Origin of the sequence: Pleurocapsa sp. PCC 7327 (assembly GCF_000317025.1) — a bacterium.
GTDB lineage: Bacteria > Cyanobacteriota > Cyanobacteriia > Cyanobacteriales > Microcystaceae > Hydrococcus.
This window is the reverse complement of record NC_019689.1, coordinates 3,756,895-3,780,525: the sequence shown is the minus strand read 5'-3', so window position 1 is coordinate 3,780,525 and position 23,631 is coordinate 3,756,895. Positions and strand designations below refer to the sequence as shown.

Below are 23,631 nucleotides of genomic sequence, written 5' to 3'. Positions count from 1 at the left end.
GCGATCGCTCAATAATTTTCTCAATATCTGCGTGCCGTGACCCAATATAACTCTAGCCAAAGACGAGGATTTTCTTGTTTTAGATTTGAAACTGGATCGCGTACCAATCGAGTTGCATTGATACAAACTACTGTAACTAATCCCATATTTTCGGCAATATCTTTTAAAACATCTTGTTGCTCTTGAATGACAGCTAACATTCCTTCGGGATAATAAACGCCAACGTAATAAAAACGCTTCCCCGATCTTTCCAGATAGCACTCAAGAATTTTGACATAGCAATACTCTAATAACTCCCCAGTCATCGGATAATAATTCTTGACTAGCAATACATATTCTTGAGCGAGATATTCTGGTTTAATCACAATTGCAACATCTCCTCATGAGTCGAGTTACTGTGGGATAAACACCAAGCTTTGATACCAAGCTATTTTTTATTTTGAAATTCGACGATCGGCATCTCAATTTTTGAGAGTCTCAAATTGAAATTAGAGCGGGCACTATTAGCGATGAATAAGAGGGTAAAGATAAAAAATAATGCCCACTTTTACCTAAGCCATTTTGTCACTTAGAAGTAAAATTGAATATCTCAGACCAAATAAGCTTCCTGATGAGTTCTAATCGTGCAATCAGAACGAGGATAAGCTACGCACAAAAGAACGAATTTCTTCGCTAGTTGGTCGTCATCTAAGAAAACTTGATCGTCTTGATTGACTTCTCCCTCCTCGATCCTGCCAACGCAACTAGAACAGGAACCAGAACGACAAGAAGAAGGTAAATCTATGCCATTTTCTTCTGCTGCATCAAAGATGTAAGTATCTTCAGCCACATCAATCGTTACATCGACTTCTGGAGGCTTTTTCTTTTTGCCTTTGATTAAGCGAACTTTGTAAGTTGTAGTCATTTTTTAGTTCTCCTCGATTTGGATTAATGTAGTGTGAGCGTCTCGCTTGCAGCTCATATTTTCTAGGCACGAGCAAGATGCTCGCACTACCTTAGATGTTCGATCGCGACTCGATAAATTTCTTTAGCTACAAGGAATTGCATCAGGGGTACAATCGCCAACTGAAAATGACTTGCCACAGCCGCAGGTATCTGTTGCATTGGGATTAATAAATTGGAAGCCGCTTTGAGTTAAACTTTCGACAAAATCAATGACAACGCCTTTCACTAATGGTTCGCTGATTGGATCGATATAAATAGGTATGTTGTCTTGTTTAAATATCAAATCATCGGGATTGGGTTTGTCTGCAATATCTAAAGCATATTCGTAACCGCTACATCCGCCATCTTTTACGCCTACTCTCACTCCAGTTTCAGGCGTGGCTGATGCGCTTCCTTTAATAAAAGTACGAAGGCGAAAAGCTGCTTTTTCTGTGAGGATAATTGTCATCGAAATCTCCTTTTTTTTGTTGGTGGTTAGTAGTTGGTGGTTAGTAGGAGGAAAAAATTTAATACCTCATGCTTGCCAGTTCTTCTTCTTTTGTTCTTTCCAATAACGCGATCGCTTCTGCAATCCCTTGTTTCGTTCTACTGCTGCAAACTGGGCAATCGGGATCGTGGTAGGGACGGCGTTTGGCAAATTCCAAGCGACTCAAGTCCATCGTCAGTAACTGACCTAAAAGTGGCTTATCTAGTCCGGTAATTAATTTGATGGCTTCTAAAGCCGCCAGACAAGCAAGAGTTCCGCTAACAGCACCGAGGACACCAAAACCCCAGCGATCCCATTGGGGTTTTTCGGGAAAGATACAAGAGAGACAGGGAGTTTTGCCAGGAATAATCGTAGTGAGATAGGCTTCCATGCCATTCATAGCAGCTTCTACCATCGGTTTATTCCAACGCACGCAAGCATCGTTAAGCAAGTCTCGTTCCTCGAAATTAAAGGCACAATCGATCGCGATATCAGCTTGCTTCACCAAGGAATCAACGTTTTGGGAGGTAACGTATTCGGGAATCGCTTCGATTTCGATATGAGGGTTAATTTTGGCTAGGGTTTCCTTGGCTTTATGTACTCTAGGCTTGCCAACCCAGTCATCGGTCATGAGAATCTGGCGATTCATGTCATCGAGACGTACTTCTCCCCCACGAACGAGGATTAGTTTGCCAATCCCCGCTACTGCCAAATAAAGAGCAGCCGTGCCACCCAATCCGCCTACACCAGTAACAAGGACAGTTGAGTTTTTTAAGGCTGTTTGTCCTTTTTCGCCAAAACCAGGAAGCATGATTTGTCGGCTGTAGCGTTCTAATTCCTGTGGTGTCAGTACCATTTACATTACTCCTGCCTTTTTAGCCAGCGATTCGAGGGAAACAAAGTTTTTTGGTGTTTCGTTGAAGACTTTGAACAGTTTGGTTTCTTGCGGACTGGCTGTTTGGAAGAGTTCATAGGCTTCTGTCAGTGCCAAGCGATATTTTTCTAATCTTTCCTCTTCACTGACATTGGGAAAAACTTCATCAATTTTGGCAATTAAAAGGGCAAATTGTTTGAGAATATGCAGTCGATTAACATTGACAAAATCTTGTCTATAGGGAAGATTAAAAAATTGCAAGTAATCTTCTGCATCTGTCAGCTTTCTAAATTCTGCTAAAGTTCTTTGTGTAGCGGTTGTAAGTGTCATTTGATTTTTTTCTCCCAGTCTTTCAGTTGTTTTTTTAGAGTATCTAAGTGCTTATAAACCTCATAGGTTTTAGCAGCTTCTTCTGGCAGTTTTTCAAAGTCGGTGGGTAATCCTTCTGCCAGATCGTGCAGATCCATTTTCATTTGACCCGCTTGGGTATTGAGGCGTTTGATTTGGGTTTTTAACTCCTCAATAGCTTCTTTTGTTGGAATTTCCGTGGTTAGTTCGACCATTGTTCTGTCCTTAGTTCTTTGTTCTTTGTCTTTTGTCACTTGTCACTTCTACCAATGACTAATGACCAATGACCAAATTAAAGATTTGCAATCTCAGGATAACGCTGAATATAATCAACGCCAGCTTTGACTAATTTCTCTCCTTCGGCGGCTAACTTTTCGAGGGAATCGTAACCAAAACGTTGAGCATCTCTGAGAGTACGAGAAACTATCATTAAGCGTCCGCACCAAATCAATGCCCAACCAAAACCTTCATGACTCAAATCGATAACGACTTGGCAAAGTTTTCCGGTTTCTTTTTCAATGCAAGCCGCGATCGCGCGATAAAAAGATAGCACTCTTAATTGAGTAGCTGAATCCACGTCTCCATCAACTTTTATTTGACGTTTTTTTTCGCGAGAAACGACAAAAGGTGCAAGCACTAATCTATCTTCCCAGCTTCTGTAAACGCCGTAACGATCCTGTGCGCGAATTTGACGAACTAATTCTTGCAAAAATGCGTTTTTTGCGACAAGATTTGTGTTTGTTTCAGTTGCAGTTGTACTCATTGGATTAATAATTGCTATGGGTTAGTTTTTAGCAGATAGTGCGAGCATCTTGCTCGCGAGTAACGGGCAAAGCACCCATACTACTCGTCTTCATCTTCAAAATCGAAGCTTTTCGGTTGTTGCTGTTGTAATGCTTTCCTCAACCATGCAGGAGGATCGCCATTCAATGTTTCAACTAAATTATCTAGCGTTCTTTTGATTTCTTCTTCGTCACTTCTGAGGTTGACAGGAGTAATTTTGTTGCTAAGTAAACGGGAAGCTGCACTACCTCCAATTGACGAAACATAAACTAAAGTACATCCTTCTAAGGCAGCAACTTTTGGAACTAATTTATCTTCGTTTCCATCTTCGTTAAGATTGCCGTCAAATGTTTTTGTTTCTAAAAAGTTATAGCCTTTAGATGAAACATCATAGACAGCAATACTTTGTGCTGAACCAAAGTGAGAGTTAATGCGAACGTTATCGCTGGTAGCAAATGCAACTTTCACGATATTTCTCCTAAAATAGGTCGAAGAAAATCAAGATATCTTTTAGCTAATTCAAGAGCTGAATTGGTAACGCGATCGCCTTCATTGGCGAGTTCTTCTAGGGAATCAAAACCAAAATTTTGAGCGTTGCGTATGACCTGAGCAGTAACCAATACGTTGCCACAAAATATTAATACAGAACTCACCCCTTCAGGGTTAAAATTAATAAAAATTTTAGTTGGTTTTCCAGTTTCTTATTCTACTCGTGCGGCTACCGTTTTGTAAAAAGTAAAGATTCGCTTTTGAGAAAAAATATCTTTTTGGTAGCGATTGCGTGTTTCGGGATCTAATATTAATAATTGCACGAGCGATCCATAAGAATAGTTACGATAGATACCAAAAGTATCTCTAGCGATAATTTGTCTGGCTAATTCTTGAAGAAAGGGATTAGCAAAGATATCTAAAGAAGAAGTTTTTTTAAGAAAGACCGTTGGTTTCTTAAAAAAAGTTTTGGGTTCTTTTAACAAGACTGCTTGGCTCATCGTTCGATTTTGGATGGTTCTAATTATTAGTGGTTATGATGATGAGTAAATTGACTGTGATTGTGGGCTTCTTCTGCTTCCAAAAAAAGGTTGCCAACATCCAAGAGAAACTGAATTGTTCCTCGATAACCGACTAAACAGCGATGATTGTTACCCAGGCGATCGAAGATAGGATAGCCCATGCGATATAGGGGAATATTGTATTTTTGAGAAACTCTTTTTCCGTGAGAATTAGCAATAATTAAATCGGAACCTTCTGCCAAATCTTCTAAATCTTCCAAGTCCCCAACCGTTACTGTTTCTACAGGTAAATCTTCCAAAATTGGAGATTTCATTGTCGTTACTGCCGCGTGAATTTCTGCCCCCATTTCTTTGAGCGACCAACTGGTTTGATAAAGTAAATCTGGTTCTAATGCTAAAGAAACTTTCTTGCGACCAAAATAGAAATGCGTGTCGAGGATGGCATCTTGCAATTGACGACGCTGGCGCTGATATTTCTGCGGTACGCGAGGCGGATTAACAAAATGGGGATCGTGTCTGGAACTGACAATTTTAGAAAGTCGCCAGATGAAATTATCCGTTGCCTCCAAGCCTGCTATCCTGGGAAAGAGTTCGTAGCTAGTGCCGAACTTTTGTTTTAGGATTTCGGCAGCAGGACGCATACTTTCTCCAATCGCGATGGTATAAACAGACTCTTTCAAGCTTCTCAACCCTTCCAAGGTAGTTCCGCCACTCGTTGTCGTCTGATAATCATCTTCGAGATGTCCGTCTAAGGAACCGCCGAGATCGGGCACTACCAAAGGTTTCAACCCAAACGCCTCAACAATCTCCTTAATCTCTTCCAAATCCCCTGGCGAAAGCAGAGAACCCCCTAAAATTGTTATTTGAGGTTGTTGGTAGAGAGAAGGCGGTTTCTCTTCCCCAGTCTCGTAATCCGTCGAGACAATGCTTTCTACCGCAGCAGCAAATCCACTTTCCAATGCCCCTTTATAATCGGGAGTCGAGACAAAGATAATTGGCAGATAATCTAATTCGGGATGACTTTTGCGGAAGAGTCGAAGAATGCCCTCCATATCTTCGCCGCGAGTTTCAGTCAATCCCGTCGTCAGAAGACCAATCATTTCTGGTTTTGCCTTCTCGACTAAAACCAAGATTGCCTGTTCGATATTTTCCTGTCCGCCCAGAATAGTAGCCACTTCAGTCATCGCCGTCGTAGACATAGGAATAGCCTCGCGGAAATGGCGTACCAAAAGCGTTTTAGCGAAAGCCGTACAACCTTGCGAACCGTGAAACAAAGGCATCATCCCCTTCAACCCAAGGAAAGCCAATGAAGCACCCAAAGGCTGACTTAACTTCAAAGGATTCACTGCGACAGATTTTTTGCGACTGGTTACAGTAGTCATAATGAAGTCGGAAGTATGAAGTCGGAAGTCGGAAGTTAGAGATTTGCGCTCTTCTCTGCGCCTCTGCGTGAGATCAAAAAGACTTAATAATTAACAGCCAGTTTCTCGGTCACTGTTTCAACTGTTTCCCACGGTGCAGCTTTTCTCAACTGCGCCCAAATAGGACTGTGCAGTGCCTCATCTAATTCCTTTGCCATTTCAATCATGCCGTCGTAACCCGCGTAAGGATGGTGACGTTCTTGGTTGATGTCGAGGAAGGGAATGCGGGCTTTCAGTGCCGTATACTGATTCCGTCCGCCCGCAATCAGCATATCTGCCCTAGTTTTCTCAATCACGTTGAGCAATTCTTTAGGACTGCCTTTCTCTAGGGTCATCCCATCTTTGCCGAGTAATTCTTTAATTTTGGCTTTGTCTTCCTCAGTGCTTTTCTTGGTACTGGTAGCGACAACCTCTATTCCTAAATCCTTTGCCGCAGAAATAATCGACCAACTCTTAACCCCACCCGTATAAAGAACAACGCGCTTGCCTTTCAATCTTTCCCGATAGGGTGCTAAAGCAACATCTAACTTAGCCGTTTCTTCGGCGATGAGTTTTTCAACTCTCTCTTGCAAATCTACATCGCCTAACAACTTGGCAACATTCCGCAAACAACGATTCATATCGTCGATGCCGTAGAAAGACTCTTCCGTGTAGGGAACGCCGTATTTGTCCTTCATTTTCGTCGCCATGTTAATCAACGCCTTGGAACAAATCATGACGTTAACTTTGGCGCGATGGGCGTGGCAAATTTCCTCATAGCGAGCATCGCCTGTAATTTTTGCCAACACGCGGATGCCCAGCTTTTCAAAGATAGGGGTAACGTTCCACATTTCCCCAGCAATATTGTATTCGCCAATTAAATTAATATCGTAAGGCGTTGTATATTCAGGTTCCTTACTACCAACAACATATTCGAGTAAGGATTCTCCACCCAATCGATTGCCCAGGTTTTTACTACCCACAAAACCCGGGGAATTAACTGGTATGACGGGAGTATTAAACTTCTTAGTCGCCGCAGCGCAAACCGCATCCATATCGTCGCCGATAAGCGCCGTCACGCAAGTAGAATAGACGAATACGGCGGGGGGATGATAGCGATCGCAAACTTCTTTAATCGCCTTGTAGAGTCGTTTTTCCCCACCAAAAATCACGTCATTTTCACTTACATCAGTCGTAAAACCCATTTTGTAAGTCGTAGGACCAGAAGAAAGACTGCCCCGACTGCCCCAAGAATTGCCCGCACACGCGATGGGACCGTGGACTAAATGTGCTGCATCAGTAATCGGCACCAAAGCAATAGAAGCCCCATCAAAAGCACAACCCCCTTGAGCAGTACCGGGTTGAGCTTGCTGCTTGCAAGACTTATTTTTGCCCTTACCGTCTTTTTTGTGGTTGTGGTCGCAACCCGACTGCGTAAGCAGTTCGTTAATTTTGCCTTGAGTTAATTTCATGATTTTGTCCTTTGTCTTTTGTCACTTGTCATTTGTCCTTTGTAATTAATGACCGATGACCAATGACTAACAGATGTAGTGAGTTACATCCACCCCGCAAGTATCGGACAGATAAGATAAAGCCCGAAACCGCAAACCAACAACCTCGTTGTATAAAGGATTCAATTTACAAAGAGGAGGAATATGAAACAGAGTGCGTCCAAAAAGCTTAATATCCCGCTCAAAAGGACAATTGCAAGGAAAAACTTGACAGATGAAGTGGGCGAATTTTGCATCTTTAACCTCAATGCCATCGATCCAACGGCGCAGGGGATAGAGAATATCAAAAGATGGCTTTCTGTTAGGAATGAGGGGATGGGTGGTAGTGGTCATAATTATTGCTCCTAGGGGAGTTTTTTTGAAGACAAGGGAAATGGGGTAGATGGGGGAGAAGGGGGAGTTGTTCGTCTTCCCTGTTTTTAAGGAGGAGAGGGGTTATGTCCCCTACTCTCAAAGCCCCAAAGCACCTATCCCCAGTCCCGATTAGCGAATCAGGTCATAAGAGATATCCGTCTTCGCTGGGATAATGGTGTTGCGATCTAACTCGTCGAGGACTGTATTAGCAATCCAGTTGAGTAGATTGAGCGCACCAGAGTAACCGATGGTAGAATAGCGATGTAAGTGGTGGCGATCGAAGATCGGATAGCCAATGCGGACTAATGGCGTATGAGTATCGCGCCAGAGGTACTTCGCGTAGGAGTTTCCGATCAGGAAGTCTACGGGTTCGGTGAACAGCAGCGATCGCATGTGCCAAAGATCCTTACCACCCCAAACAGTTGCAGAACGTCCGTAGGGACTAGAAGCTAGTAATGTCTTAGCTTCTTCCTCAAAGGTGGGGTTGCTGTTGGTCACGAGAACGTGAACGGGTTCAACTCCCATCTCTAGCAAGAACTGCAACAGTCCCAGCACCAAATCGGGATCGCCGTAAAGCGCAGCCCGCTTGCCATGCAGCCAAGCTTGGGTATCGGTCATAGCATCGACAACGCGACCGCGTTCGACTTCTAACTCTCTGGGGATGGGGTTGCCTGTTGCTTCAGACAGCGCCATCAGGAATTGGTCGGTTCCTTTGATGCCCCAAGGACGTTGTACGGAGACTTTTTGTCTCCATTCTTTCTCGATGTACTCCCGCGTCTTGGTGGTGGAGTAAGCTTGCAGGGCAATGGTTTGTTCGGCGTTAATCGACTCGGCTGCTACGTCTAGAGGCGTTCCTCCGTGATACATTTCGTATTCTCCCGTGTTGGGAGAATCCAAATACTCTTCGTTGTCTGCCAAAACCGTAGCGTTTACGCCCAGTAAAGACGTGAGGCGCTTCAACTCCCGCAGGTTGCCCATGTAGGTTTCAAAACCGGGGATGAAGTTAATCGTGCCGTTGGTAGTTTCTTTCTTCTTGCCTTCGGTAAGATTGGTAAGAATCCCCTTCATCATGTTGTCGTATCCCGTAATGTGGGAACCGACAAAGCTGGGGGTATGGGCGTAGGGAACCGGAAAATCTTCAGGAATAGACTCTGCTTTCTTGGAGTTGGTAATAAACGCACCCAAGTCATCCCCAATTACCTCTGCCATACAGGTCGTACAGACGGCAATCATTTTGGGTTTATAGAGGGCGTAAGCGTTCGCCAAGCCTTCAACCATATTCTTCAGTCCGCCGAAGACGGCTGCATCTTCGGTCATGGAACTAGAAACGGCGTTGAAGGGTTCTTTGAAGTGGCGGGTAAAATGGGTGCGGAAGTAAGCAACGCAACCTTGCGAACCGTGTACGAAGGGCAACGTGCTTTCAAAGCCAACGGCAGCGAGAATGGCTCCAAGAGGCTGGCAGGCTTTGGCTGGGTTAACCGTTAACGCTTCGCGAGCGAAGTTCTTTTCGCGGTATTCCCAAGTTTTCGTCCATTCGACTATTTTTTCCACTTCATCGGCAGCAGGCATTCCTTCAAAGCCTTCTTTTTTGCTTTTGAAGAGTTCTTGATACTCTGGCTGTTGAAATAGTTCGGCGTGGTCTTTGATCTTCTCTACATTCTGAGCCATTATTTTGCTCCTATCAAGGATGATTGGGGAATTGGGGATTAGGGATTAGGTAGTAGTTAGTAGTTGGTAGTTAGTGGGAAAAACGACTAACCACTAACCACTAACAACAATTACTTCTTCCAGGGTGCGCCGATTAATTCCCAGGTGGGGCTGTTGAGCGCGAGATCCATATCTCTTGCAAAGATGGCGAATCCGTCATATCCGTGGTAGGGACCAGAATAATCCCAAGAGTGCATTTGACGGAAGGGCAGTGCCATTTTCTGGAAGACGTATTTCTCCTTAATTCCAGAAGCAACGAGGTCGGGTTTGAGGGTTTCAACGAACTTCTCGAACTCATAGCCCGTTACATCGTCGTAAATCAAGGTGCTGTCTTCGATATAGTGAGTAGTACGTTTGTAGTCGTCGTTGTGACCAAATTCATAGCCCGTGCCGAGCATTTCCATTCCCAAATCTTTGAAGGCGGGAACGACGTGGCGAGGACGCAATCCACCGACCATCATCATGACTTTTTTGCCTTCTAGAAGCGGACGATACTTGGCGAGGATCTCATCGACTTGCTGTTGATACTTAGCGATAACTCTTTCTGCGCCTTCTTTGATTTTGTCGTCGAAGAAATTCGCGATCGCTCTCAAGGATTCAGCAATCTTGGTCGGTCCGAAGAAGTTATACTCAAACCAGGGTACCCCATACTTCTCTTCCATGTGACGGCTGATGTAGTTCATCGACCGATAGCAGTGGACGAGATTGAGCTTCACTTTGGGCGTAAGCTTGATTTCATTGAGCGTGCCATCGCCAGACCACTGAGCGACGACTCTTAAGCCCATTTCTTCGAGCAGAATGCGGCTCGACCAAGCATCGCCACCGATGTTGTAGTCGCCGATAATGGCTACATCATAGGGCGTGCCTTCAAATTCTGCGTTTTCTTTATCCGCTTGGGGGAATACCCAGTCGCGAATCGAGTCGTTAGCGATATGGTGTCCGAGAGATTGGGAAACGCCTCGGAATCCTTCGCATCTGACGGGAACAACGGTCTTATTGATTTCTTTGCTGGTCTTTTTAGCAACCGCTTCGATATCGTCTCCAATTAGACCGATAGGACATTCTGATTGAATGGAGACTCCTCCATTGAGCGGGAAGAGTTCTTCAATTTCGAGAATGAGTTTGTGCAGTTTCTTGTCACCGCCGAAGACGATATCGCGCTCTTGGAAATCGGAGGTGAACTGCATCGTACCGAAAGTATCAATACCTGTAGTACCGATGTAATAATTACGGCGACCAGACCAGGAGTAATAACCGCAACCAACCGGACCGTGAGAGATATGAATCATATCTTTAATCGGACCCCATACCACTCCTTTTGAACCTGCATAGGCACAACCGCGAGTGGTCATTACGCCGGGAAGGGATTTAACGTTCGACTTAACGCCGCAATCTGGTTTTCCTTCCTCATAAACGTTGAGGTGTTTTTCCCGTTTTTTGCGGGCTTTCTCTGGATAAACGTCCAGTACCTCCTGGATTAGCTGTCTCTTTTCCTCTGCTGTGGTCATATCAGTTACCAGTTATCAGTAATCAGTTATCAGTGAATGAGGAAGAGGGAGAAACAAGGAAGATAGGGGGATTTGGGAGAGGAGGGAGTTCGATCTTCCTTGTCTGGTTTCATCCCTCTAAACATTTCTAGTCGCCGAATTAGACGGCAGCCGCAGCTTTCGCTTTGTCTGCCTCAAGCGCTTTTTGATACTCTTCTTCGCCGCCGAGGAGACCGAATTCGATCAACAGATTTTCTAGTTCTTCCATCTCGATAGGAGTTGGAATGACTAGGTTGGTGTTTTGCTCGATCTTCTTGGCAAGAGCGCGATACTCATCTGCCTGTTTGTGATCGGGAGAGTACTCGATCACGGTTTGACGGCGCAGTTCAGCTTCCTGAACTTGGTTGTCGCGGGGAAGGAAGTGAATCATTTGCGTGCCGAGACGCTCGGCAAGCGCTTCGATTAATTCGATTTCCTTGTTAACTTTGCGGCTGTTGCAAATCAACCCGCCCAAGCGAACGCCGCCGGAGTGAGCGTACTTGAGAATGCCTCGCGCGATGTTATTAGCTGCATACATTGCCATCATTTCACCCGAGGTGACGATGTAAATTTCTTGTGCTTTTCCTTCACGGATTGGCATGGCAAAACCACCGCAGACAACGTCGCCCAATACGTCGTAGGAGACGAAATCTAGGTCTTCGTATGCGCCATTTTCTTCTAGGAAGTTAATGGCAGTGATAATGCCGCGACCAGCACAGCCAACTCCAGGCTCAGGACCGCCGGATTCCACACAACGAACATTGCGATAGCCAGTCAATAATACTTCTTCGAGTTCTAGATCTTCTACAGATCCCCGTTCTGCTGCTAGGTGCAGAATGGTGGTTTGAGCTTTACAGTGAAGCATTAAGCGGGTAGAGTCAGCTTTAGGGTCGCAACCGACGATCATGATGCGCTGACCTTGTTCTGCTAAGGCTGCAATGGTGTTTTGAGAAGTGGTAGATTTACCGATTCCGCCTTTGCCGTAGAACGCTATTTGTCGCACGATTGATTCTCCTGTAAAATAAGTAGGTCTGGATTACAAAATGGATTAGGAAAGTAGGTCAGGATTTTAGAGACCCAGGATGTAGAGACGAACGGTAAAACTGTCTTCGCGATGTTCTTGTTGATGTGGGATACGTCCCTGGCGAACCTTCATCCCCTGCATCGGTTTTTCTAAAACCCTTTCCTATGGACGCGCTACGCGATGGGGAGCTTCGCTACTGGAGGCGATCGCCCCATTCGTAGCTCTAGATAGTTGTACATGGTTAGATATTGGGTAGGTAGGAAAGTTTTTAAGTTCTTGTTGAGGGTTTCGATCCCCCCTAACCCCCCTTTTTAAGGGGGGAATTTAAAGATAGATGATGTTTAGACGGATTCGACGATTAAGGTAGGCGAAACGCGATCGCGCAGGGTAGCTTCAATGGCAACTTTGAGGGTTTCCGTGGAGCTAGAACAGCTAGTGCAAGCGCCCTGGAGAACGACAAGGACGCGATCGCCTTCGACATCGAACAGTTCGACATCGCCGCCATCTCTAGCGAGGAGGGGTTTGATTTCGCTTTCTAAAACTTGCTGAATCAGCCCGATTTTTTGCAGATTGGTCAGGGGTTTGCCGGATTGGGTAGTGGCTAATTTATCTGTAACAACTTTTGTTGCCACCGCCACTGCTTTCTCTTTCTGTTCGAGAACGTCTGCAATGATATCGTCGATATCTGCCAAGCAAGAACCGCATCCGCCGCCTGCTTTAACATAGTGCGTAACTTGTTCGGCAGTGGTAAGATTATTTTCAATAATGACGCGACGAATCTTAGAATCGGTAACGCCGAAACAGCGACAGAGTAACGCTCCTTCATCATCGTCATGGTTTTCTAAGGGAATGCCTCTGTAGTTGGCAATAGCCGCTTCTAATGCTTCCTGTCCCATAACAGAACAATGCATTTTTTCTTCGGGCAATCCGCCTAAAAAGTCGGCAATTTCTTTATTGGTTATGTTAAGCGCTTCGTCTAAAGTTTTCCCTTTGAGCAATTCGGTTAAGGCAGAAGAAGACGCGATCGCAGAGGTACAGCCAAAGGTTTGAAATCTAGAATCTATAATAATTTCAGTAGCTTCTTGTACCTTGAGGTGCAATCTTAGCGCATCTCCACAAGCAATACTGCCGACTTCTCCTGTAACAATTCTTTCTCCTTCTTGTGCCTCCGTAATCGCACCTTTATTACGGGGATTGTAGAAGTGATCCATTACTGTGTCTGTATAGTCCCACATAATCAGTTACCAGTTATCAGTGGTTAGTTGTTAGTTGTTAGGTGTTAGTAGTCAGTGGTTAGTAATCAGCGCTCGCTTCACTGTTTACTGATTACTGTTACTTAGTAAGTACTGCTTTTTCTTGTTCTTGTAACCAATCTGCTTCGTCGCTGGAGAAGGGAGAGAGGGCGCGGAGGTGTTCGATAATGCCAGGAAGAACTTCGAGAACGCGATCGATTTCCGCTTCGGTGGTATAACGAGAGAGGCTGAATCGAATTGAACCGTGCAACACTGAGTAGGGAAGTCCCATTGCTCGCAAGACGTGGGAGGGTTCTAGAGAACCGGAGGTACAAGCGGAACCAGAAGAGGCACAGATACCGTACTGGTTGAGATGCAAGAGGATTGCTTCGCCTTCGATATATTTGAAGCCAACATTAGTGGTGTTGGGCAACCGTTGAGTGGGATGACCGTTGACGACAGTATCGGGAATGGTTGCAAGGATAGCTTGTTCGAGGCGATCGCGCAACCGTTTTTCGCGATCTACATTAGCTAAATGCTGTTTTGCCAATTCTGCCGCTTTGCCGAGTGCAACGATACCAGGGACGTTTTCTGTTCCCGCACGACGACCTCTTTCTTGGTGTCCGCCGATGAGCAGAGGACGAAATCTCGTACCACGGCGCACGTATAGCACTCCGATACCTTTTGGTGCATGAAGTTTGTGACCGGAAAGGGTGAGCAGATCGATAGTGCTATCCTTCATATTGAGAGGGATTTTGCCCACTGCTTGCACGGCATCGACGTGATAGATAGCACCGTATTCCTTCACCATCTGCCCGATTTGCTCGACTGGGAATAGTGCGCCCGTTTCGTTGTTTGCATACATGGTCGAAACTAAGGCGGTTCCTCCGGTGAGCGAAGCTTCTAATTCATCTAAGTCTAACAATCCTTTCTCGTTGACTGAGAGATAAGTAACGGTATAGCCTTTCTTTTCCAGGTGCTTGCATAGATTTAGCACGGCTGGATGTTCGACTTCAGTTGTAATAATATGTTTTCTATCGGGTTGCGCGGATAAAGCAGCGTGAATCGCGGCGTTATTTCCTTCCGTGCCACAACTGGTAAAAACGATTTCCGAAGATTCTGCGCCCAGTAAGGAGGCGACTTGCTCTCGTGCTTCTTTTACGGCACCTCCGACTTGTCCGCCGAAGGTGTGCATGGATGAGGGATTGCCGTAATAGGTAGTTAGGTAAGGCAGCATCGCCGTAATTACTTCGTCGTCGATACGAGTCGTAGCGTTATTGTCAAGATAGATGCAGTCGTTCATTATTAGTTACCAGTTAGCAGTTATCTGTGACCAGTTTTGAGAAATTCTTGGTAGTGCGAGCGTCTCACTCGCGGTTTGGGTTTCCCGCACGCGGGCAAGATGCCCGCACTAGGTGTAATTATTTGCTAGAGATGCTATTTCCTGGGAGTAGAGAGAGAACCAGCGATGCCAATATTTGGTTTGCTTTCTGGCTTTGAGTTGGACGATCGCCCTATCATAAATATCGAACCAGGATTCCCAGTAATCTGCTTGTGTTTGTTTAGATGGGATTAAAGTATCGATACTGGGAACGCAACCATTATTGGTGGGACATACTGCCATGCACTGGGGAACGCCGTAAGAACCAACGCAATCGTTACAGAGGTTAGGGTTAATGAACAGTTTGCCGTTGAGAGTTTCAATTGCATCTGTGGGACATTGCGTTTGGCAGCGATCGCATTCAATACATTCACTGGTAATCCGGTAAGTCATGGCTCTACTCCTCGGTTATAGCGTTTGCAACTATACTGCTGCTAACTCTTTCTGCTTTTGCAGATATTGTTCGTAGAAGTCAAAGGCAACCTTAGTAATGGTGTCATATCCTTCAAAGGGTTCGACTCCTGCTTTACGCAGTTCGTCTTGCGGACAACTGCCAATCTTGGAGGCGAGTACGCCTTTGCAATCTGCGATCGCTTTGATAATGTTGTCTAAAGTTGCTTCTTCGCCATAACCACCCTGGCAGTAAAGATCTACCTTGCGGTGTCCGACAAATTTCGCTTCTGTGCCATCGATTTCAAAGATTTGGAATTCTTTGGCATGACCGAAGTGTTGATTGACTACGCCGCCGCCTTTGGTTGCAACTGCAACGAGAATTTTGGGTAAAGGTGCGTCGTTTGCTTTTCTGAGCGCTGCTTTTCTTTCTTTTTCTGCTTTTTGCTCTGCTTTGGATTGCTCGATGCCTGCATGAACTTCTTGGCGCTTATCGAAATCGTATTCTGGAGCCATTTCCATGAATTTATCTTTGGTGAATTCTTGCGATCGATCTTCACCGAGAAGTCCCACTGCGTCTGCACGACATTGGCGGCAGTGGCGCATCATTTTCATGTTGCCAGAACAATTGTCTTGCAAGGCTTTCAGTTCTTTGGGCGTGGGACCGCGCTGTCCGGTTAGTCCGAAATAAGTGCCGTGTTCGGGAGCCGAAATCAGGGGCATAATATTGTGCAGGAATGCACCCTTGGATCTGATAACTTCATCAACTTCTACTAAGTGTTCGTCGTTGATCCCTGGAATCATGACGGAGTTAACTTTGCAGAGTATATCGGCTTCCTGGAGTGCCTGCAATCCTTCCATTTGACGTTCGTGAAGGATTTTGGCTGCTTCTAATCCTTTGTAGCGTTTGCGCTTGTAGCGAATCCAAGGGTAAATTTTTTCTCCTACTTTTGGGTCAACCATATTAATCGTAATGGTGACGTGATCGATATTGAGTTGTTTGATGCGATCGACGTAATCGGGTAGCATTAACCCATTGGTGGACAAGCATAATTTAATATCGGGAGCTTTTTGTGCAATTAACTCAAAGGTACGAAAGGTTTTTTCGGGGTTAGCTAGAGGATCGCCGGGTCCAGCAATACCTAGCACCGTCATTTGTGGAATTTTACCAGCGATAACTAATACTTTATGTGCCGCTTCTTCTGGGGTTAGCAATTCGCTAACAACGCCAGGACGACTTTCATTGGCGCAATCATACTTGCGGTTACAATAGTTGCACTGAATATTGCATGCGGGTGCTACGGCAACGTGCATCCGTGCATAATGATGGTGTGCTTCTTCGCTATAACAAGGGTGCTTAGAAATTCTGTCTAAAATTTTCTGGTCTTTGACTTCCTGGGGGGTTTTTGAACTGCAACCGCAACCGCCAGCAGATTTTTTCTCAGTTGAAGGAGCAATTGGCAGTTTGGAAGTCGTTTGAGTGCCGATTAGTGTACCAGTCATTGAATTCCGTAAGTAGTTGTGTGCAGATGAATTCTGGTAGAATTCCAAATTTTGAAAAAACTGTTAAACTGATTTGTTGGCGTTGGCAATAAAAGAGTTATACCACCCCAGTTTTTTAGGGCATGAGTACAAAGATGCGATCGGAATTTATTGGAATTAATCAAGTTTGTACTCAGGGACAAAAGCCTTGAAATAACTAGAAAAAAAATTTTTTGGGGTTGAGGGGCTAGTATTTTTGAGCAGAGGAGCTAGTTTTTTTTATAGGAGGGGACGGTGTTCGCGCACTCACTACCCCAACCCAATCTGCGTAAATCCACACAAGGGTTTTGGGTAATTCTCCCCAATAATTTTTTATTTTCTATTGTTGTACTCGGAAACTACTGGAATTCAATTTTGTATCTAATTTAACATTCGTTGGCAAGATAGCAAAACTAATTTAAAATTTTCTTTGGATCGATTAAATGGTGAACAAAATCCAAGCAACTTAGATTTTTTAAATCAAAATAAATCGGCATCGCACCAAAACAAGTACAGTCATTGTTAAAAAGTCAGTGTATCGATATGCAGATGCAGACAACCGTTGAAGCAATCGTTCAGTCATCGCCATTGACCTTGTCACCTTCTACATCGGTGACAGAAGCGATCGCAGCGATGAATGAGGCACGGACGAGTTGCGTGTTAGTCGTCGATAATCAAAAACTCGTTGGGATTTTGACTGAACGAGATGTCGTCAAAGTCATTTCTTCTGGGAGGTCGCTAGAAAAACTTACCCTAGCCGATCTCATGACTCAAACAGTAATTAGCCTAAAATCTTCCGAAATTGACAACATTTTTACGGTATCGGAGCTATTTAATCGTTATCGAATTCGCCATCTGCCAATATTAGACGATCGCGATCGCTTAATGGGTATCGTAACTCCCCAGAGCATTCGCAACGTTTTGAAGCCAGAATATTTACTGCGCTACATACAGGTAGCTGAGGTAATGGCAAGGAATGTCATTTGCGGATCGCCTAACGACACAGTTTTGCAGCTAACCCAACAGATGGCATTGCATCGAGTCAGTTGTATCGTCATTGTCAATGCCAATAGCTCTATTCCAGTCGGAATCGTTACAGAACGAGACATTATTAAGCTTCACGCAAGCAAACGAGATTTCGCTCGCCTATCGGCACAAACCGTCATGAGCGCACCTTTATCTACCGTACAGCCTCAGAGTTCCCTTTGGATCGTACATCAACGAATGCAAGAATTACAAGTTCGTCGCTTGGTCGTTACCGAACCCACTGGCGAGTTAGCTGGGATTGTTACTCAAACGCAATTGCTCAAACGGATCGATCCAGCACAGACGTATCATGTGATGGAACAGATGCAGCAAATCATCGATCGCCAAACTAGCGAATTAAAGCAGCTTAACGAGAAGTTGCGAGCAGCTAATCAAGAACTCCATCGATTGGCAACTATCGATGAACTGACTAATGTAGCCAATCGTCGCTATTTCAACGAGTATTTTGCTCGTGAATGGAAGCGATTGGCACGCTGCATCAGTCCATTGTCGCTGATTTTGTGCGACGTCGATCGCTTCAAATGTTACAACGATATCTACGGTCATCCAGCGGGAGATCGATGCTTGGTGCAAGTCGCGCAGACTCTCTCTCAAGTTATCAAACGTCCTACCGATCTAGTTGCTCGCTATGGTGGAGAAGAGTTTGCGATCGTTTTGCCCGATACCAATCTTACTGGAGCCGAGCATATAGCAAAAGCTATTCTTACGCAAGTCCAGCAGCTTCAGATTCCCCATGTTGCTAGCAGCAATGGCTATATTACCGTTAGTTTAGGAGTTGCTACCACTATTCCCACACAAAACAGTTTGCCAGACATGTTATTGGAGATGGCAGATCGAGTTCTCTATCAGTCTAAACAACGAGGTCGAAACACTTACAGCCTTAACGTTTGACGAATTATTTGGAATTTCTAGGATTGGTATAAGAACGATCGCACTTCAACCAATTTAAGAATTTTTTCTAGTAAGCTGATTCATCAGCATAATTTAGGACATCAGTTGAAGTACAACAGGAGTTTCAGCGTCAATGGTTACAATCACTAAAAAGCAAGTAGATATGGGTTGGCTATCTTGCCTCTTGCTTCATTATTACTCGGCTGTTGTGATTTGAGAGCGCGATCGCCATCCTATCTGCATCGTGCTAAATTAATTGAATAAAGACTACAAAATATTTCGCGTCATGAGCTTCAGCGACCTAGTCGAGGCTATTAAAAAACTTTCTATTGAAGAAAAACAAGAAATTCAACTGCTACTGAGGCAATATTTGAGGGAAGAACGACGAGAAGAAATTTATAATAACTTCAGAATGAGTCAAGCAGAAGAACAAAAAGGTAATTTAAAGTTTTCTTCCGATATTAACGAACTCAGGCAACTGATGGAAGAGCAACGATCGAGATTAGTTTTAGCTCTTCCTTTCGTCGTGCTTTCAAAAAGCGAATTAAGGCAAATGCGGACTTAGAAGTAAAGTTTTGGCAAAAAGTAGAGCTGTTTACCAACGATCCTTTTGAGCGCAGCTTGAAAACTCATAAATTATTTGGAATACGACGAGAGAGTCATATTTTACTTCACAGATGATGGAAAAGCCGTTTTTGTTGACATCGGCAGTCACGATGAAGTGTATTAGCTTGCCTAGCTCTTAGTTGTCCTGCCAACTCTAAAAAAAACTGGAGTAAGCATCTTCGGCTTCCCCAGTGCTGTCACGGAATTTAATTCTGTATCTAATTTAACATTTAATCGATAGGAATTTTATTGCCTACTCAAACCATTCAAAAAAATTTTGTTTTAAAAGCTAGAGGACTTACTAGGTAAAGGTTTCAAGATCGATGAAAGAATCGATTTTTGAGTTCAAAGCCACATTACTAAAAATTGTTCGATGAATTGCCCAAAAAGTCTAACAGAACTGGATTAGAGCGAGTTTAAACCTGAGTACACAAATACTTGCGCCTCCATGCATAAATACTCTAACCCCTATTAAAAAATACTAGCCCCTCGACCCAAAAAATTTTTTTCAAATAACTCTAAGCTTTATCTTGTCAAGATTCTACTAAAATGAGTGCAAGTTGATTAATCAAATAATCTTAACCAACACGAATTAGTGCGATCTATCTAGGGGCACTTGGTATAAACATCGAAACCCTCAAATTCGATCGCCCAATTCGATGCTACATCCCATCACCCTAAAAACAAACCAACCTTGGAAGGTAAAGGCTTCCTCGACGGATTGCCCGCGTCCTCTGACCCTCCCTCCCTTGCAGGCGCTGAGGAAGGACTTTCAAATCATCTTCGAGCGAGATCCAGCCGCCCGAAATTGGTTGGAAGTATTGTTATGCTATCCTGGTTTACATGCTTTGGCGCTACATAGATTTGCTCATTGGCTCTATCGTCAAAGCGTTCCTTTTCTGCCCCGCTTTCTCTCGCACGTGGGACGATTTTTGACTGGTATTGAAATTCACCCCGGCGCAACCATTGGAGAAGGCGTATTTATCGACCACGGCATGGGAGTCGTCATTGGGGAAACGGCTATTATTGGAGACTATTGTTTAATTTATCAAAATGCCACGCTGGGGGGAACGGGAAAAGAGAGTGGCAAGCGCCATCCAACCTTGGGCAATAACGTCGTTGTCGGGACGGGTGCTAAAGTCTTAGGAAATATTAATATTGGCGATCGCGTTCGCATCGGTGCGGGGTCGATCGTCCTGCAAAACGTCCCAAGCGATTGTACGGTGGTGGGAGTTCCCGGTCGCATCGTTTCGCGCACGGGTCATGGTTGTTCCCTAGAACATTTAGAACATGGCAAATTACCCGATGTAGAAGGGAAAGTCATTCGGATGTTACTCGATCGCATCGAGCAAATGGAACAACAGATACGGAATTTACAAAGAGAGCGTCACTACAATGATGTATAACCCTTCAAGTTCTCAAGCATTCGTCTGGGAGGTGGCGAAAGTTTCTCGCAGCGATCGCTGGCTCGTCTATCACCGCCTCCACGAATTAAATATTCCTTGTTGGTGTCCCAGCGATGGGTCACTCTTAGTAGAAGTTAACAATTGCATCGATGCAATTCTGTTACGCAGTACCGTTCAACAGTTATTCGCTGCTCGTCCAGAATTAGTGGATTGGTTGGAACGGTGCTGGGAAGCTGAATCAGTTAACAGTTATCAGTGACCAAAACAATTCGCAATTCAATAATTGTAAATTGCGGAGTATAGCCAGCGATCGATGACTGAACACTATTAATCCAAAATCCAAAATCTAAATAACTGAGAATCAAACCATGACAAATACAACGTTTCGTCCCTTTGGAGAAGTATCGGACAATCCCATTGGCTTAGGAAGGGAAATAACGACTCCCGTTTGCGAAGGCTTAAATATTGCTCTAGCAAGCTTCCAAGCCCTTTATCTCCAATACCAAAAACATCATTTTGTCGTTGAGGGGTCTGAATTTTATCAATTACATCAGTTTTTCCAAGACAGCTATGGGGCAGTTGCAGACCACGTTCACGATATTGGAGAACGCTTGAATGGTTTGGGCGGTACGCCAGTCGCCAGCTTTGGCAAACTTGCCGAATTGTGCTGTTTTACCCAAGAAGAAGATGGTATTTTTAGGGCGCGTCAGATGCTAGAACACGATCTAGCAGCCGAACAAGCCGTCATTAACTTAATTCGCCGTCAAGCCAATCAAGCCGAAAGCGTGGGCGATCGCGCTACTCGCTATCTCTACGAACAAATCCTGCTCGCAACCGAAGACAGAGCTTTCCATCTCGAACACTTCCTCGCAGAAGATAGCTTGACTGTAAGCTTTGTCAAACTTGCTAGATAGCGATCGGTTATCCAATAAAGAATCAAGGATGAAGAATTGAAGGAGAAAGATAAAACGAGTTCAACATAAGGTTAAGTCAAATCCACACTTCATCTCTCACCCTTTAAATCATTAGTAACTGTACGAGCAAACAGCCGTTTGTCTCTACTGGTAACTGGTAACTGAAAATGGTGCTGTCATGGAATCCAATTCTTCACTTACGGAATTTCATCAATTTTTGCATGAAGAACTTGCCATCCCCAAGGCAGACTTGGCGATGGTCACAGAAAAAAGGCAACAATCCAACGATCCCTTAGCCATGCTCCTCTGGCAGTATGGCTTTATTTCCCTAGAACAGCTACAGCGAATCTTTGATTGGTTCGACAGTCAAGCTGCATTAGGCGTAAAACATTTGCTTGAGAGAGCAGAAGGCAAAAAAGCCAAAATCTGTCCTCTCATAGCCGCCTTCCACTGAAGAGGCTTTACCTGTCCGCTTTCACATTAGGGAGCAATAATGAATTCGATTCAAATTAATGACACGACGCTACGGGATGGGGAACAAGCCGCAGGAATTGCCTTTACCCTAGAAGAAAAAGTTGCCCTAGCTACGCTGCTCGATGCGATCGGCATCTCTGAACTCGAAGTCGGCATTCCGGCAATGGGCGGTTCTGAAGCTACGGCAATCTCCGCTATTGTAGAAATGGGGCTGAACGCTCGATTAATTGGCTGGAATCGAGCTGTTCGCTCCGATGTTAAAGCTTCTATTGCCTGTGGTTTGCAACGGGTACATATCTCCGTTCCTGTCTCAGAAATTCAGATTGCAGCTAAATTTGGTGGCAATCGCGAACTGATTTTCAATCGCCTGCGAGAGGCAATTTTCTATGCTTGCGATCGCGGTTTGTGGATATCCGTTGGCGGAGAAGACTCTTCTCGTGCAGACGAAACTTTCCTTCTCGATGTAGCACTCTCTGCTCAAGAGTGGGGCGCTTCTCGGTTTCGCTTTTGCGATACGGTAGGCATTCTCGATCCCGTGACTACCTTTGAAAAAGTCAGCCAACTGACCAAATGGCTGTCAATTCCCATTGAAATGCACACCCACGACGATCTCGGACTCGCCACTGCCAACGCCCTAGCGGGGCTGCGTGCGGGAGCGACATCCGTCAATACAACTGTCAACGGATTGGGCGAAAGAGCGGGAAATGCTGCCCTAGAAGAAATCGTCATGGCACTCAAACGCATCTATGGCGTTGACTTGGGCATCAAAACCGAGCGATTGCGAGAATTATCTCAATTCGTCGTCGCCGCGTCCGGTTGTCCCGTTTCTCCCTGGAAAGCGATCGTCGGTGAAAATGCTTTTGCTCACGAGTCCGGCATTCATGCCCACGGCGTTTTGCAAAATCCCGCCACTTATGAACCTTTTTCACCAGATGAAGTTGGTTGGAAACGCCGCTTAGTCGTCGGCAAGCATTCGGGAAGACATCTAGTATTGACGCTTCTTAAAGAGCATGGCATCACCTTAACCAGAGAAGAAGCGCAATCCGTTATTGATGCCGTCAGACATATGTCAGTCAATCTCAAACGCAGTTTAACCGTAGAAGAATTGCTCGATATCGTCCCGAAAAGGAGTATAGCCAATGGGATTGTATAACCCAGGAGAAATCGAATTAGACGATCCCCCAGCTTTCAACATGGAACAGAAAGTTAGGGTTCGCAAGCTAATTCGCAATGACGGAACGTTTCCCGGTAGAGACATTGGTGAAGTCCTCGCCAAAAAAGGAGATGAAGGCTACGTCGTCAGCATCGGTACTTATTTGCAAAGCTATTACATCTATGCGGTGCATTTTATCGATCGCGATGTAGTCGTCGGTTGCCGCACAAAGGAATTGGAAGCCGTTGATTAATCGTCATTGGTCATTGTTGAAGTCGGAAGTCGGAAGTCGGAAGTAAAAACAAAGGACTTTCGATACTAGACAAATGATATTGGATAAGTGACAAATGACAAATGACAAATGACCTTGGACAAAGGACAAATATTAACTGAAAAAGGAGATTGCCATGAAAGTAATGTTGCACAAAAATCCTGCCGGACACTTGTCGGTTTACGTGCCTAAAAAAGATTTAGAAGAAGAAGTTGTCAAAGAAACTGTAATGCAAGAGGGCATACTGATGACCTTAGCAAATGGTTGGGAACTTCTGTTTTCTAAACTCGAAGAACCGTTAAAGTTACCAATAACGACTGAAGCAAGGAAAATCGCATAAAAGTCTGAATCTGGCAGGGTGACATCCTTTCTGAAGTCGATTGATTTTGCGCATAAA

The 23,631-nt window shown here is 44.7% G+C and carries 27 protein-coding genes and 3 pseudogenes; 10 read left to right on the top strand and 20 right to left on the bottom strand.

Features of this window, described 5'->3' with window-relative positions:
* Window positions 1-20: 20 nt before the first annotated feature.
* From PLE7327_RS17060 to nifB, 20 genes and pseudogenes are all read right to left on the bottom strand, one after another.
* Window positions 21-365 carry a hypothetical protein gene (locus PLE7327_RS17060; RefSeq protein ID WP_015145044.1) on the bottom strand — a complete coding sequence of 115 codons (345 nt, stop codon included), beginning with the start codon at window positions 363-365 and terminating at the stop codon, window positions 21-23.
* A 224-nt stretch (window positions 366-589) separates the two neighbouring features.
* Entirely contained in the window at window positions 590-904 is a 315-nt protein-coding gene (locus PLE7327_RS17055; protein ID WP_015145043.1) for a 2Fe-2S iron-sulfur cluster-binding protein, read from the bottom strand.
* A gap of 123 nt (window positions 905-1,027) precedes the next feature.
* The gene (locus tag PLE7327_RS17050; RefSeq protein ID WP_015145042.1) at window positions 1,028-1,393 is read right to left on the bottom strand and encodes an iron-sulfur cluster assembly accessory protein; all 366 of its coding nucleotides are present in this window, start codon (window positions 1,391-1,393) and stop codon (window positions 1,028-1,030) included.
* Window positions 1,394-1,451: 58 nt separating this feature from the next.
* Window positions 1,452-2,267, bottom strand: coding sequence for a HesA/MoeB/ThiF family protein (locus tag PLE7327_RS17045; RefSeq protein ID WP_015145041.1), 816 nt, complete (start codon window positions 2,265-2,267; stop codon window positions 1,452-1,454).
* On the bottom strand, window positions 2,268-2,615 hold the full coding sequence (nifW, locus tag PLE7327_RS17040; protein WP_015145040.1) for a nitrogenase-stabilizing/protective protein NifW: 348 nt from the start codon (window positions 2,613-2,615) through the stop codon (window positions 2,268-2,270).
* Complete coding sequence (locus tag PLE7327_RS17035) at window positions 2,612-2,848, bottom strand: CCE_0567 family metalloprotein (RefSeq protein WP_015145039.1); 237 nt, start codon at window positions 2,846-2,848, stop codon at window positions 2,612-2,614. The genes nifW and PLE7327_RS17035 overlap by 4 nt, the downstream gene beginning before the upstream one ends.
* 77 nt (window positions 2,849-2,925) lie before the next feature.
* Entirely contained in the window at window positions 2,926-3,396 is a 471-nt protein-coding gene (locus PLE7327_RS17030) for a NifX-associated nitrogen fixation protein (RefSeq protein WP_015145038.1), read from the bottom strand.
* An 80-nt stretch (window positions 3,397-3,476) separates the two neighbouring features.
* Entirely contained in the window at window positions 3,477-3,884 is a 408-nt protein-coding gene (gene nifX, locus PLE7327_RS17025) for a nitrogen fixation protein NifX (RefSeq protein WP_015145037.1), read from the bottom strand.
* Window positions 3,881-4,105: pseudogene (locus PLE7327_RS17020) on the bottom strand (DUF269 domain-containing protein); the annotation flags it as partial. The pseudogene PLE7327_RS17020 and the gene nifX, both read right to left, overlap by 4 nt.
* A gap of 12 nt (window positions 4,106-4,117) precedes the next feature.
* Window positions 4,118-4,405, bottom strand: coding sequence for a hypothetical protein (locus PLE7327_RS17015; protein ID WP_041392270.1), 288 nt, complete (start codon window positions 4,403-4,405; stop codon window positions 4,118-4,120).
* 26 nt (window positions 4,406-4,431) lie between these two features.
* On the bottom strand, window positions 4,432-5,808 hold the full coding sequence (gene nifN, locus PLE7327_RS17010; RefSeq protein ID WP_015145036.1) for a nitrogenase iron-molybdenum cofactor biosynthesis protein NifN: 1,377 nt from the start codon (window positions 5,806-5,808) through the stop codon (window positions 4,432-4,434).
* 83 nt (window positions 5,809-5,891) lie between these two features.
* Window positions 5,892-7,298, bottom strand: coding sequence for a nitrogenase iron-molybdenum cofactor biosynthesis protein NifE (gene nifE / locus PLE7327_RS17005; RefSeq protein WP_015145035.1), 1,407 nt, complete (start codon window positions 7,296-7,298; stop codon window positions 5,892-5,894).
* Between the two features lie 66 nt (window positions 7,299-7,364).
* Window positions 7,365-7,670: a Mo-dependent nitrogenase C-terminal domain-containing protein gene (locus tag PLE7327_RS17000; protein ID WP_015145034.1), complete on the bottom strand. Its 306-nt coding sequence runs from the start codon at window positions 7,668-7,670 to the stop codon at window positions 7,365-7,367.
* Between the two features lie 150 nt (window positions 7,671-7,820).
* Entirely contained in the window at window positions 7,821-9,359 is a 1,539-nt protein-coding gene (nifK, locus tag PLE7327_RS16995; RefSeq protein ID WP_015145033.1) for a nitrogenase molybdenum-iron protein subunit beta, read from the bottom strand.
* Window positions 9,360-9,469: 110 nt separating this feature from the next.
* The gene (gene nifD / locus PLE7327_RS16990; protein ID WP_015145032.1) at window positions 9,470-10,906 is read right to left on the bottom strand and encodes a nitrogenase molybdenum-iron protein alpha chain; all 1,437 of its coding nucleotides are present in this window, start codon (window positions 10,904-10,906) and stop codon (window positions 9,470-9,472) included.
* 139 nt (window positions 10,907-11,045) lie between these two features.
* Complete coding sequence (gene nifH, locus PLE7327_RS16985; protein ID WP_371265304.1) at window positions 11,046-11,930, bottom strand: nitrogenase iron protein; 885 nt, start codon at window positions 11,928-11,930, stop codon at window positions 11,046-11,048.
* Between the two features lie 359 nt (window positions 11,931-12,289).
* The gene (gene nifU, locus PLE7327_RS16980) at window positions 12,290-13,183 is read right to left on the bottom strand and encodes a Fe-S cluster assembly protein NifU (protein WP_015145030.1); all 894 of its coding nucleotides are present in this window, start codon (window positions 13,181-13,183) and stop codon (window positions 12,290-12,292) included.
* Window positions 13,184-13,280: 97 nt separating this feature from the next.
* The gene (gene nifS, locus PLE7327_RS16975; protein ID WP_015145029.1) at window positions 13,281-14,483 is read right to left on the bottom strand and encodes a cysteine desulfurase NifS; all 1,203 of its coding nucleotides are present in this window, start codon (window positions 14,481-14,483) and stop codon (window positions 13,281-13,283) included.
* A gap of 108 nt (window positions 14,484-14,591) precedes the next feature.
* Window positions 14,592-14,954 (bottom strand): 4Fe-4S binding protein, encoded by a 363-nt coding sequence (locus tag PLE7327_RS16970; protein WP_015145028.1) that lies wholly within the window; start codon window positions 14,952-14,954, stop codon window positions 14,592-14,594.
* Between the two features lie 30 nt (window positions 14,955-14,984).
* A complete protein-coding gene (nifB, locus tag PLE7327_RS16965; protein WP_015145027.1) occupies window positions 14,985-16,454 on the bottom strand; it encodes a nitrogenase cofactor biosynthesis protein NifB in 1,470 nt (489 codons plus the stop codon).
* A gap of 567 nt (window positions 16,455-17,021) precedes the next feature.
* Here nifB and PLE7327_RS22805 point away from each other — a divergent pair.
* The 10 genes and pseudogenes from PLE7327_RS22805 to nifT all read left to right on the top strand — a co-directional run bounded on the left by PLE7327_RS22805 (window position 17,022) and on the right by nifT (window position 23,574).
* On the top strand, window positions 17,022-18,410 hold the full coding sequence (locus tag PLE7327_RS22805) for a diguanylate cyclase domain-containing protein (protein ID WP_186005330.1): 1,389 nt from the start codon (window positions 17,022-17,024) through the stop codon (window positions 18,408-18,410).
* Window positions 18,411-18,696: 286 nt separating this feature from the next.
* A pseudogene (locus PLE7327_RS16955) lies at window positions 18,697-18,900 on the top strand (hypothetical protein); the annotation flags it as partial.
* Window positions 18,901-18,905: 5 nt separating this feature from the next.
* Window positions 18,906-19,140: pseudogene (locus PLE7327_RS26690) on the top strand (type II toxin-antitoxin system YafQ family toxin).
* A 535-nt stretch (window positions 19,141-19,675) separates the two neighbouring features.
* A complete protein-coding gene (gene cysE / locus PLE7327_RS16950; RefSeq protein ID WP_015145024.1) occupies window positions 19,676-20,422 on the top strand; it encodes a serine O-acetyltransferase in 747 nt (248 codons plus the stop codon).
* Window positions 20,415-20,681 (top strand): Asr1405/Asl0597 family protein, encoded by a 267-nt coding sequence (locus PLE7327_RS16945; RefSeq protein WP_041392268.1) that lies wholly within the window; start codon window positions 20,415-20,417, stop codon window positions 20,679-20,681. The genes cysE and PLE7327_RS16945 overlap by 8 nt, the downstream gene beginning before the upstream one ends.
* Window positions 20,682-20,790: 109 nt before the next feature.
* Window positions 20,791-21,336: a Dps family protein gene (locus PLE7327_RS16940; protein WP_015145022.1), complete on the top strand. Its 546-nt coding sequence runs from the start codon at window positions 20,791-20,793 to the stop codon at window positions 21,334-21,336.
* Between the two features lie 178 nt (window positions 21,337-21,514).
* Window positions 21,515-21,790, top strand: coding sequence for a DUF2949 domain-containing protein (locus tag PLE7327_RS16935; protein WP_015145021.1), 276 nt, complete (start codon window positions 21,515-21,517; stop codon window positions 21,788-21,790).
* Between the two features lie 39 nt (window positions 21,791-21,829).
* Window positions 21,830-22,963 carry a homocitrate synthase gene (gene nifV / locus PLE7327_RS16930; protein ID WP_015145020.1) on the top strand — a complete coding sequence of 378 codons (1,134 nt, stop codon included), beginning with the start codon at window positions 21,830-21,832 and terminating at the stop codon, window positions 22,961-22,963.
* Window positions 22,950-23,216, top strand: coding sequence for a nitrogen fixation protein NifZ (locus PLE7327_RS16925; RefSeq protein ID WP_015145019.1), 267 nt, complete (start codon window positions 22,950-22,952; stop codon window positions 23,214-23,216). The genes nifV and PLE7327_RS16925 overlap by 14 nt, the downstream gene beginning before the upstream one ends.
* A gap of 154 nt (window positions 23,217-23,370) precedes the next feature.
* On the top strand, window positions 23,371-23,574 hold the full coding sequence (gene nifT / locus PLE7327_RS16920; protein ID WP_015145018.1) for a putative nitrogen fixation protein NifT: 204 nt from the start codon (window positions 23,371-23,373) through the stop codon (window positions 23,572-23,574).
* The last annotated feature ends 57 nt before the right edge of the window (window positions 23,575-23,631 follow it).

What these genes read in the sequence shown, in the direction of transcription:
- PLE7327_RS17055 (WP_015145043.1), bottom strand. Translation starts at nt 904, where the DNA reads ATGACTACAACTTACAAAGTTCGCTTAATCAAAGGCAAAAAGAAAAAG.
- PLE7327_RS17050 (WP_015145042.1), bottom strand. Translation starts at nt 1,393, where the DNA reads ATGACAATTATCCTCACAGAAAAAGCAGCTTTTCGCCTTCGTACTTTT.
- PLE7327_RS17045 (WP_015145041.1), bottom strand. Translation starts at nt 2,267, where the DNA reads ATGGTACTGACACCACAGGAATTAGAACGCTACAGCCGACAAATCATG.
- nifW (WP_015145040.1), bottom strand. Translation starts at nt 2,615, where the DNA reads ATGACACTTACAACCGCTACACAAAGAACTTTAGCAGAATTTAGAAAG.
- PLE7327_RS17035 (WP_015145039.1), bottom strand. Translation starts at nt 2,848, where the DNA reads ATGGTCGAACTAACCACGGAAATTCCAACAAAAGAAGCTATTGAGGAG.
- PLE7327_RS17030 (WP_015145038.1), bottom strand. Translation starts at nt 3,396, where the DNA reads ATGAGTACAACTGCAACTGAAACAAACACAAATCTTGTCGCAAAAAAC.
- PLE7327_RS17015 (WP_041392270.1), bottom strand. Translation starts at nt 4,405, where the DNA reads ATGAGCCAAGCAGTCTTGTTAAAAGAACCCAAAACTTTTTTTAAGAAA.
- nifN (WP_015145036.1), bottom strand. Translation starts at nt 5,808, where the DNA reads ATGACTACTGTAACCAGTCGCAAAAAATCTGTCGCAGTGAATCCTTTG.
- nifE (WP_015145035.1), bottom strand. Translation starts at nt 7,298, where the DNA reads ATGAAATTAACTCAAGGCAAAATTAACGAACTGCTTACGCAGTCGGGT.
- PLE7327_RS17000 (WP_015145034.1), bottom strand. Translation starts at nt 7,670, where the DNA reads ATGACCACTACCACCCATCCCCTCATTCCTAACAGAAAGCCATCTTTT.
- nifK (WP_015145033.1), bottom strand. Translation starts at nt 9,359, where the DNA reads ATGGCTCAGAATGTAGAGAAGATCAAAGACCACGCCGAACTATTTCAA.
- nifD (WP_015145032.1), bottom strand. Translation starts at nt 10,906, where the DNA reads ATGACCACAGCAGAGGAAAAGAGACAGCTAATCCAGGAGGTACTGGAC.
- nifU (WP_015145030.1), bottom strand. Translation starts at nt 13,183, where the DNA reads ATGTGGGACTATACAGACACAGTAATGGATCACTTCTACAATCCCCGT.
- nifS (WP_015145029.1), bottom strand. Translation starts at nt 14,483, where the DNA reads ATGAACGACTGCATCTATCTTGACAATAACGCTACGACTCGTATCGAC.
- PLE7327_RS16970 (WP_015145028.1), bottom strand. Translation starts at nt 14,954, where the DNA reads ATGACTTACCGGATTACCAGTGAATGTATTGAATGCGATCGCTGCCAA.
- nifB (WP_015145027.1), bottom strand. Translation starts at nt 16,454, where the DNA reads ATGACTGGTACACTAATCGGCACTCAAACGACTTCCAAACTGCCAATT.
- PLE7327_RS22805 (WP_186005330.1), top strand. Translation starts at nt 17,022, where the DNA reads ATGCAGACAACCGTTGAAGCAATCGTTCAGTCATCGCCATTGACCTTG.
- cysE (WP_015145024.1), top strand. Translation starts at nt 19,676, where the DNA reads ATGCTACATCCCATCACCCTAAAAACAAACCAACCTTGGAAGGTAAAG.
- PLE7327_RS16945 (WP_041392268.1), top strand. Translation starts at nt 20,415, where the DNA reads ATGTATAACCCTTCAAGTTCTCAAGCATTCGTCTGGGAGGTGGCGAAA.
- PLE7327_RS16940 (WP_015145022.1), top strand. Translation starts at nt 20,791, where the DNA reads ATGACAAATACAACGTTTCGTCCCTTTGGAGAAGTATCGGACAATCCC.
- PLE7327_RS16935 (WP_015145021.1), top strand. Translation starts at nt 21,515, where the DNA reads ATGGAATCCAATTCTTCACTTACGGAATTTCATCAATTTTTGCATGAA.
- nifV (WP_015145020.1), top strand. Translation starts at nt 21,830, where the DNA reads ATGAATTCGATTCAAATTAATGACACGACGCTACGGGATGGGGAACAA.
- PLE7327_RS16925 (WP_015145019.1), top strand. Translation starts at nt 22,950, where the DNA reads ATGGGATTGTATAACCCAGGAGAAATCGAATTAGACGATCCCCCAGCT.
- nifT (WP_015145018.1), top strand. Translation starts at nt 23,371, where the DNA reads ATGAAAGTAATGTTGCACAAAAATCCTGCCGGACACTTGTCGGTTTAC.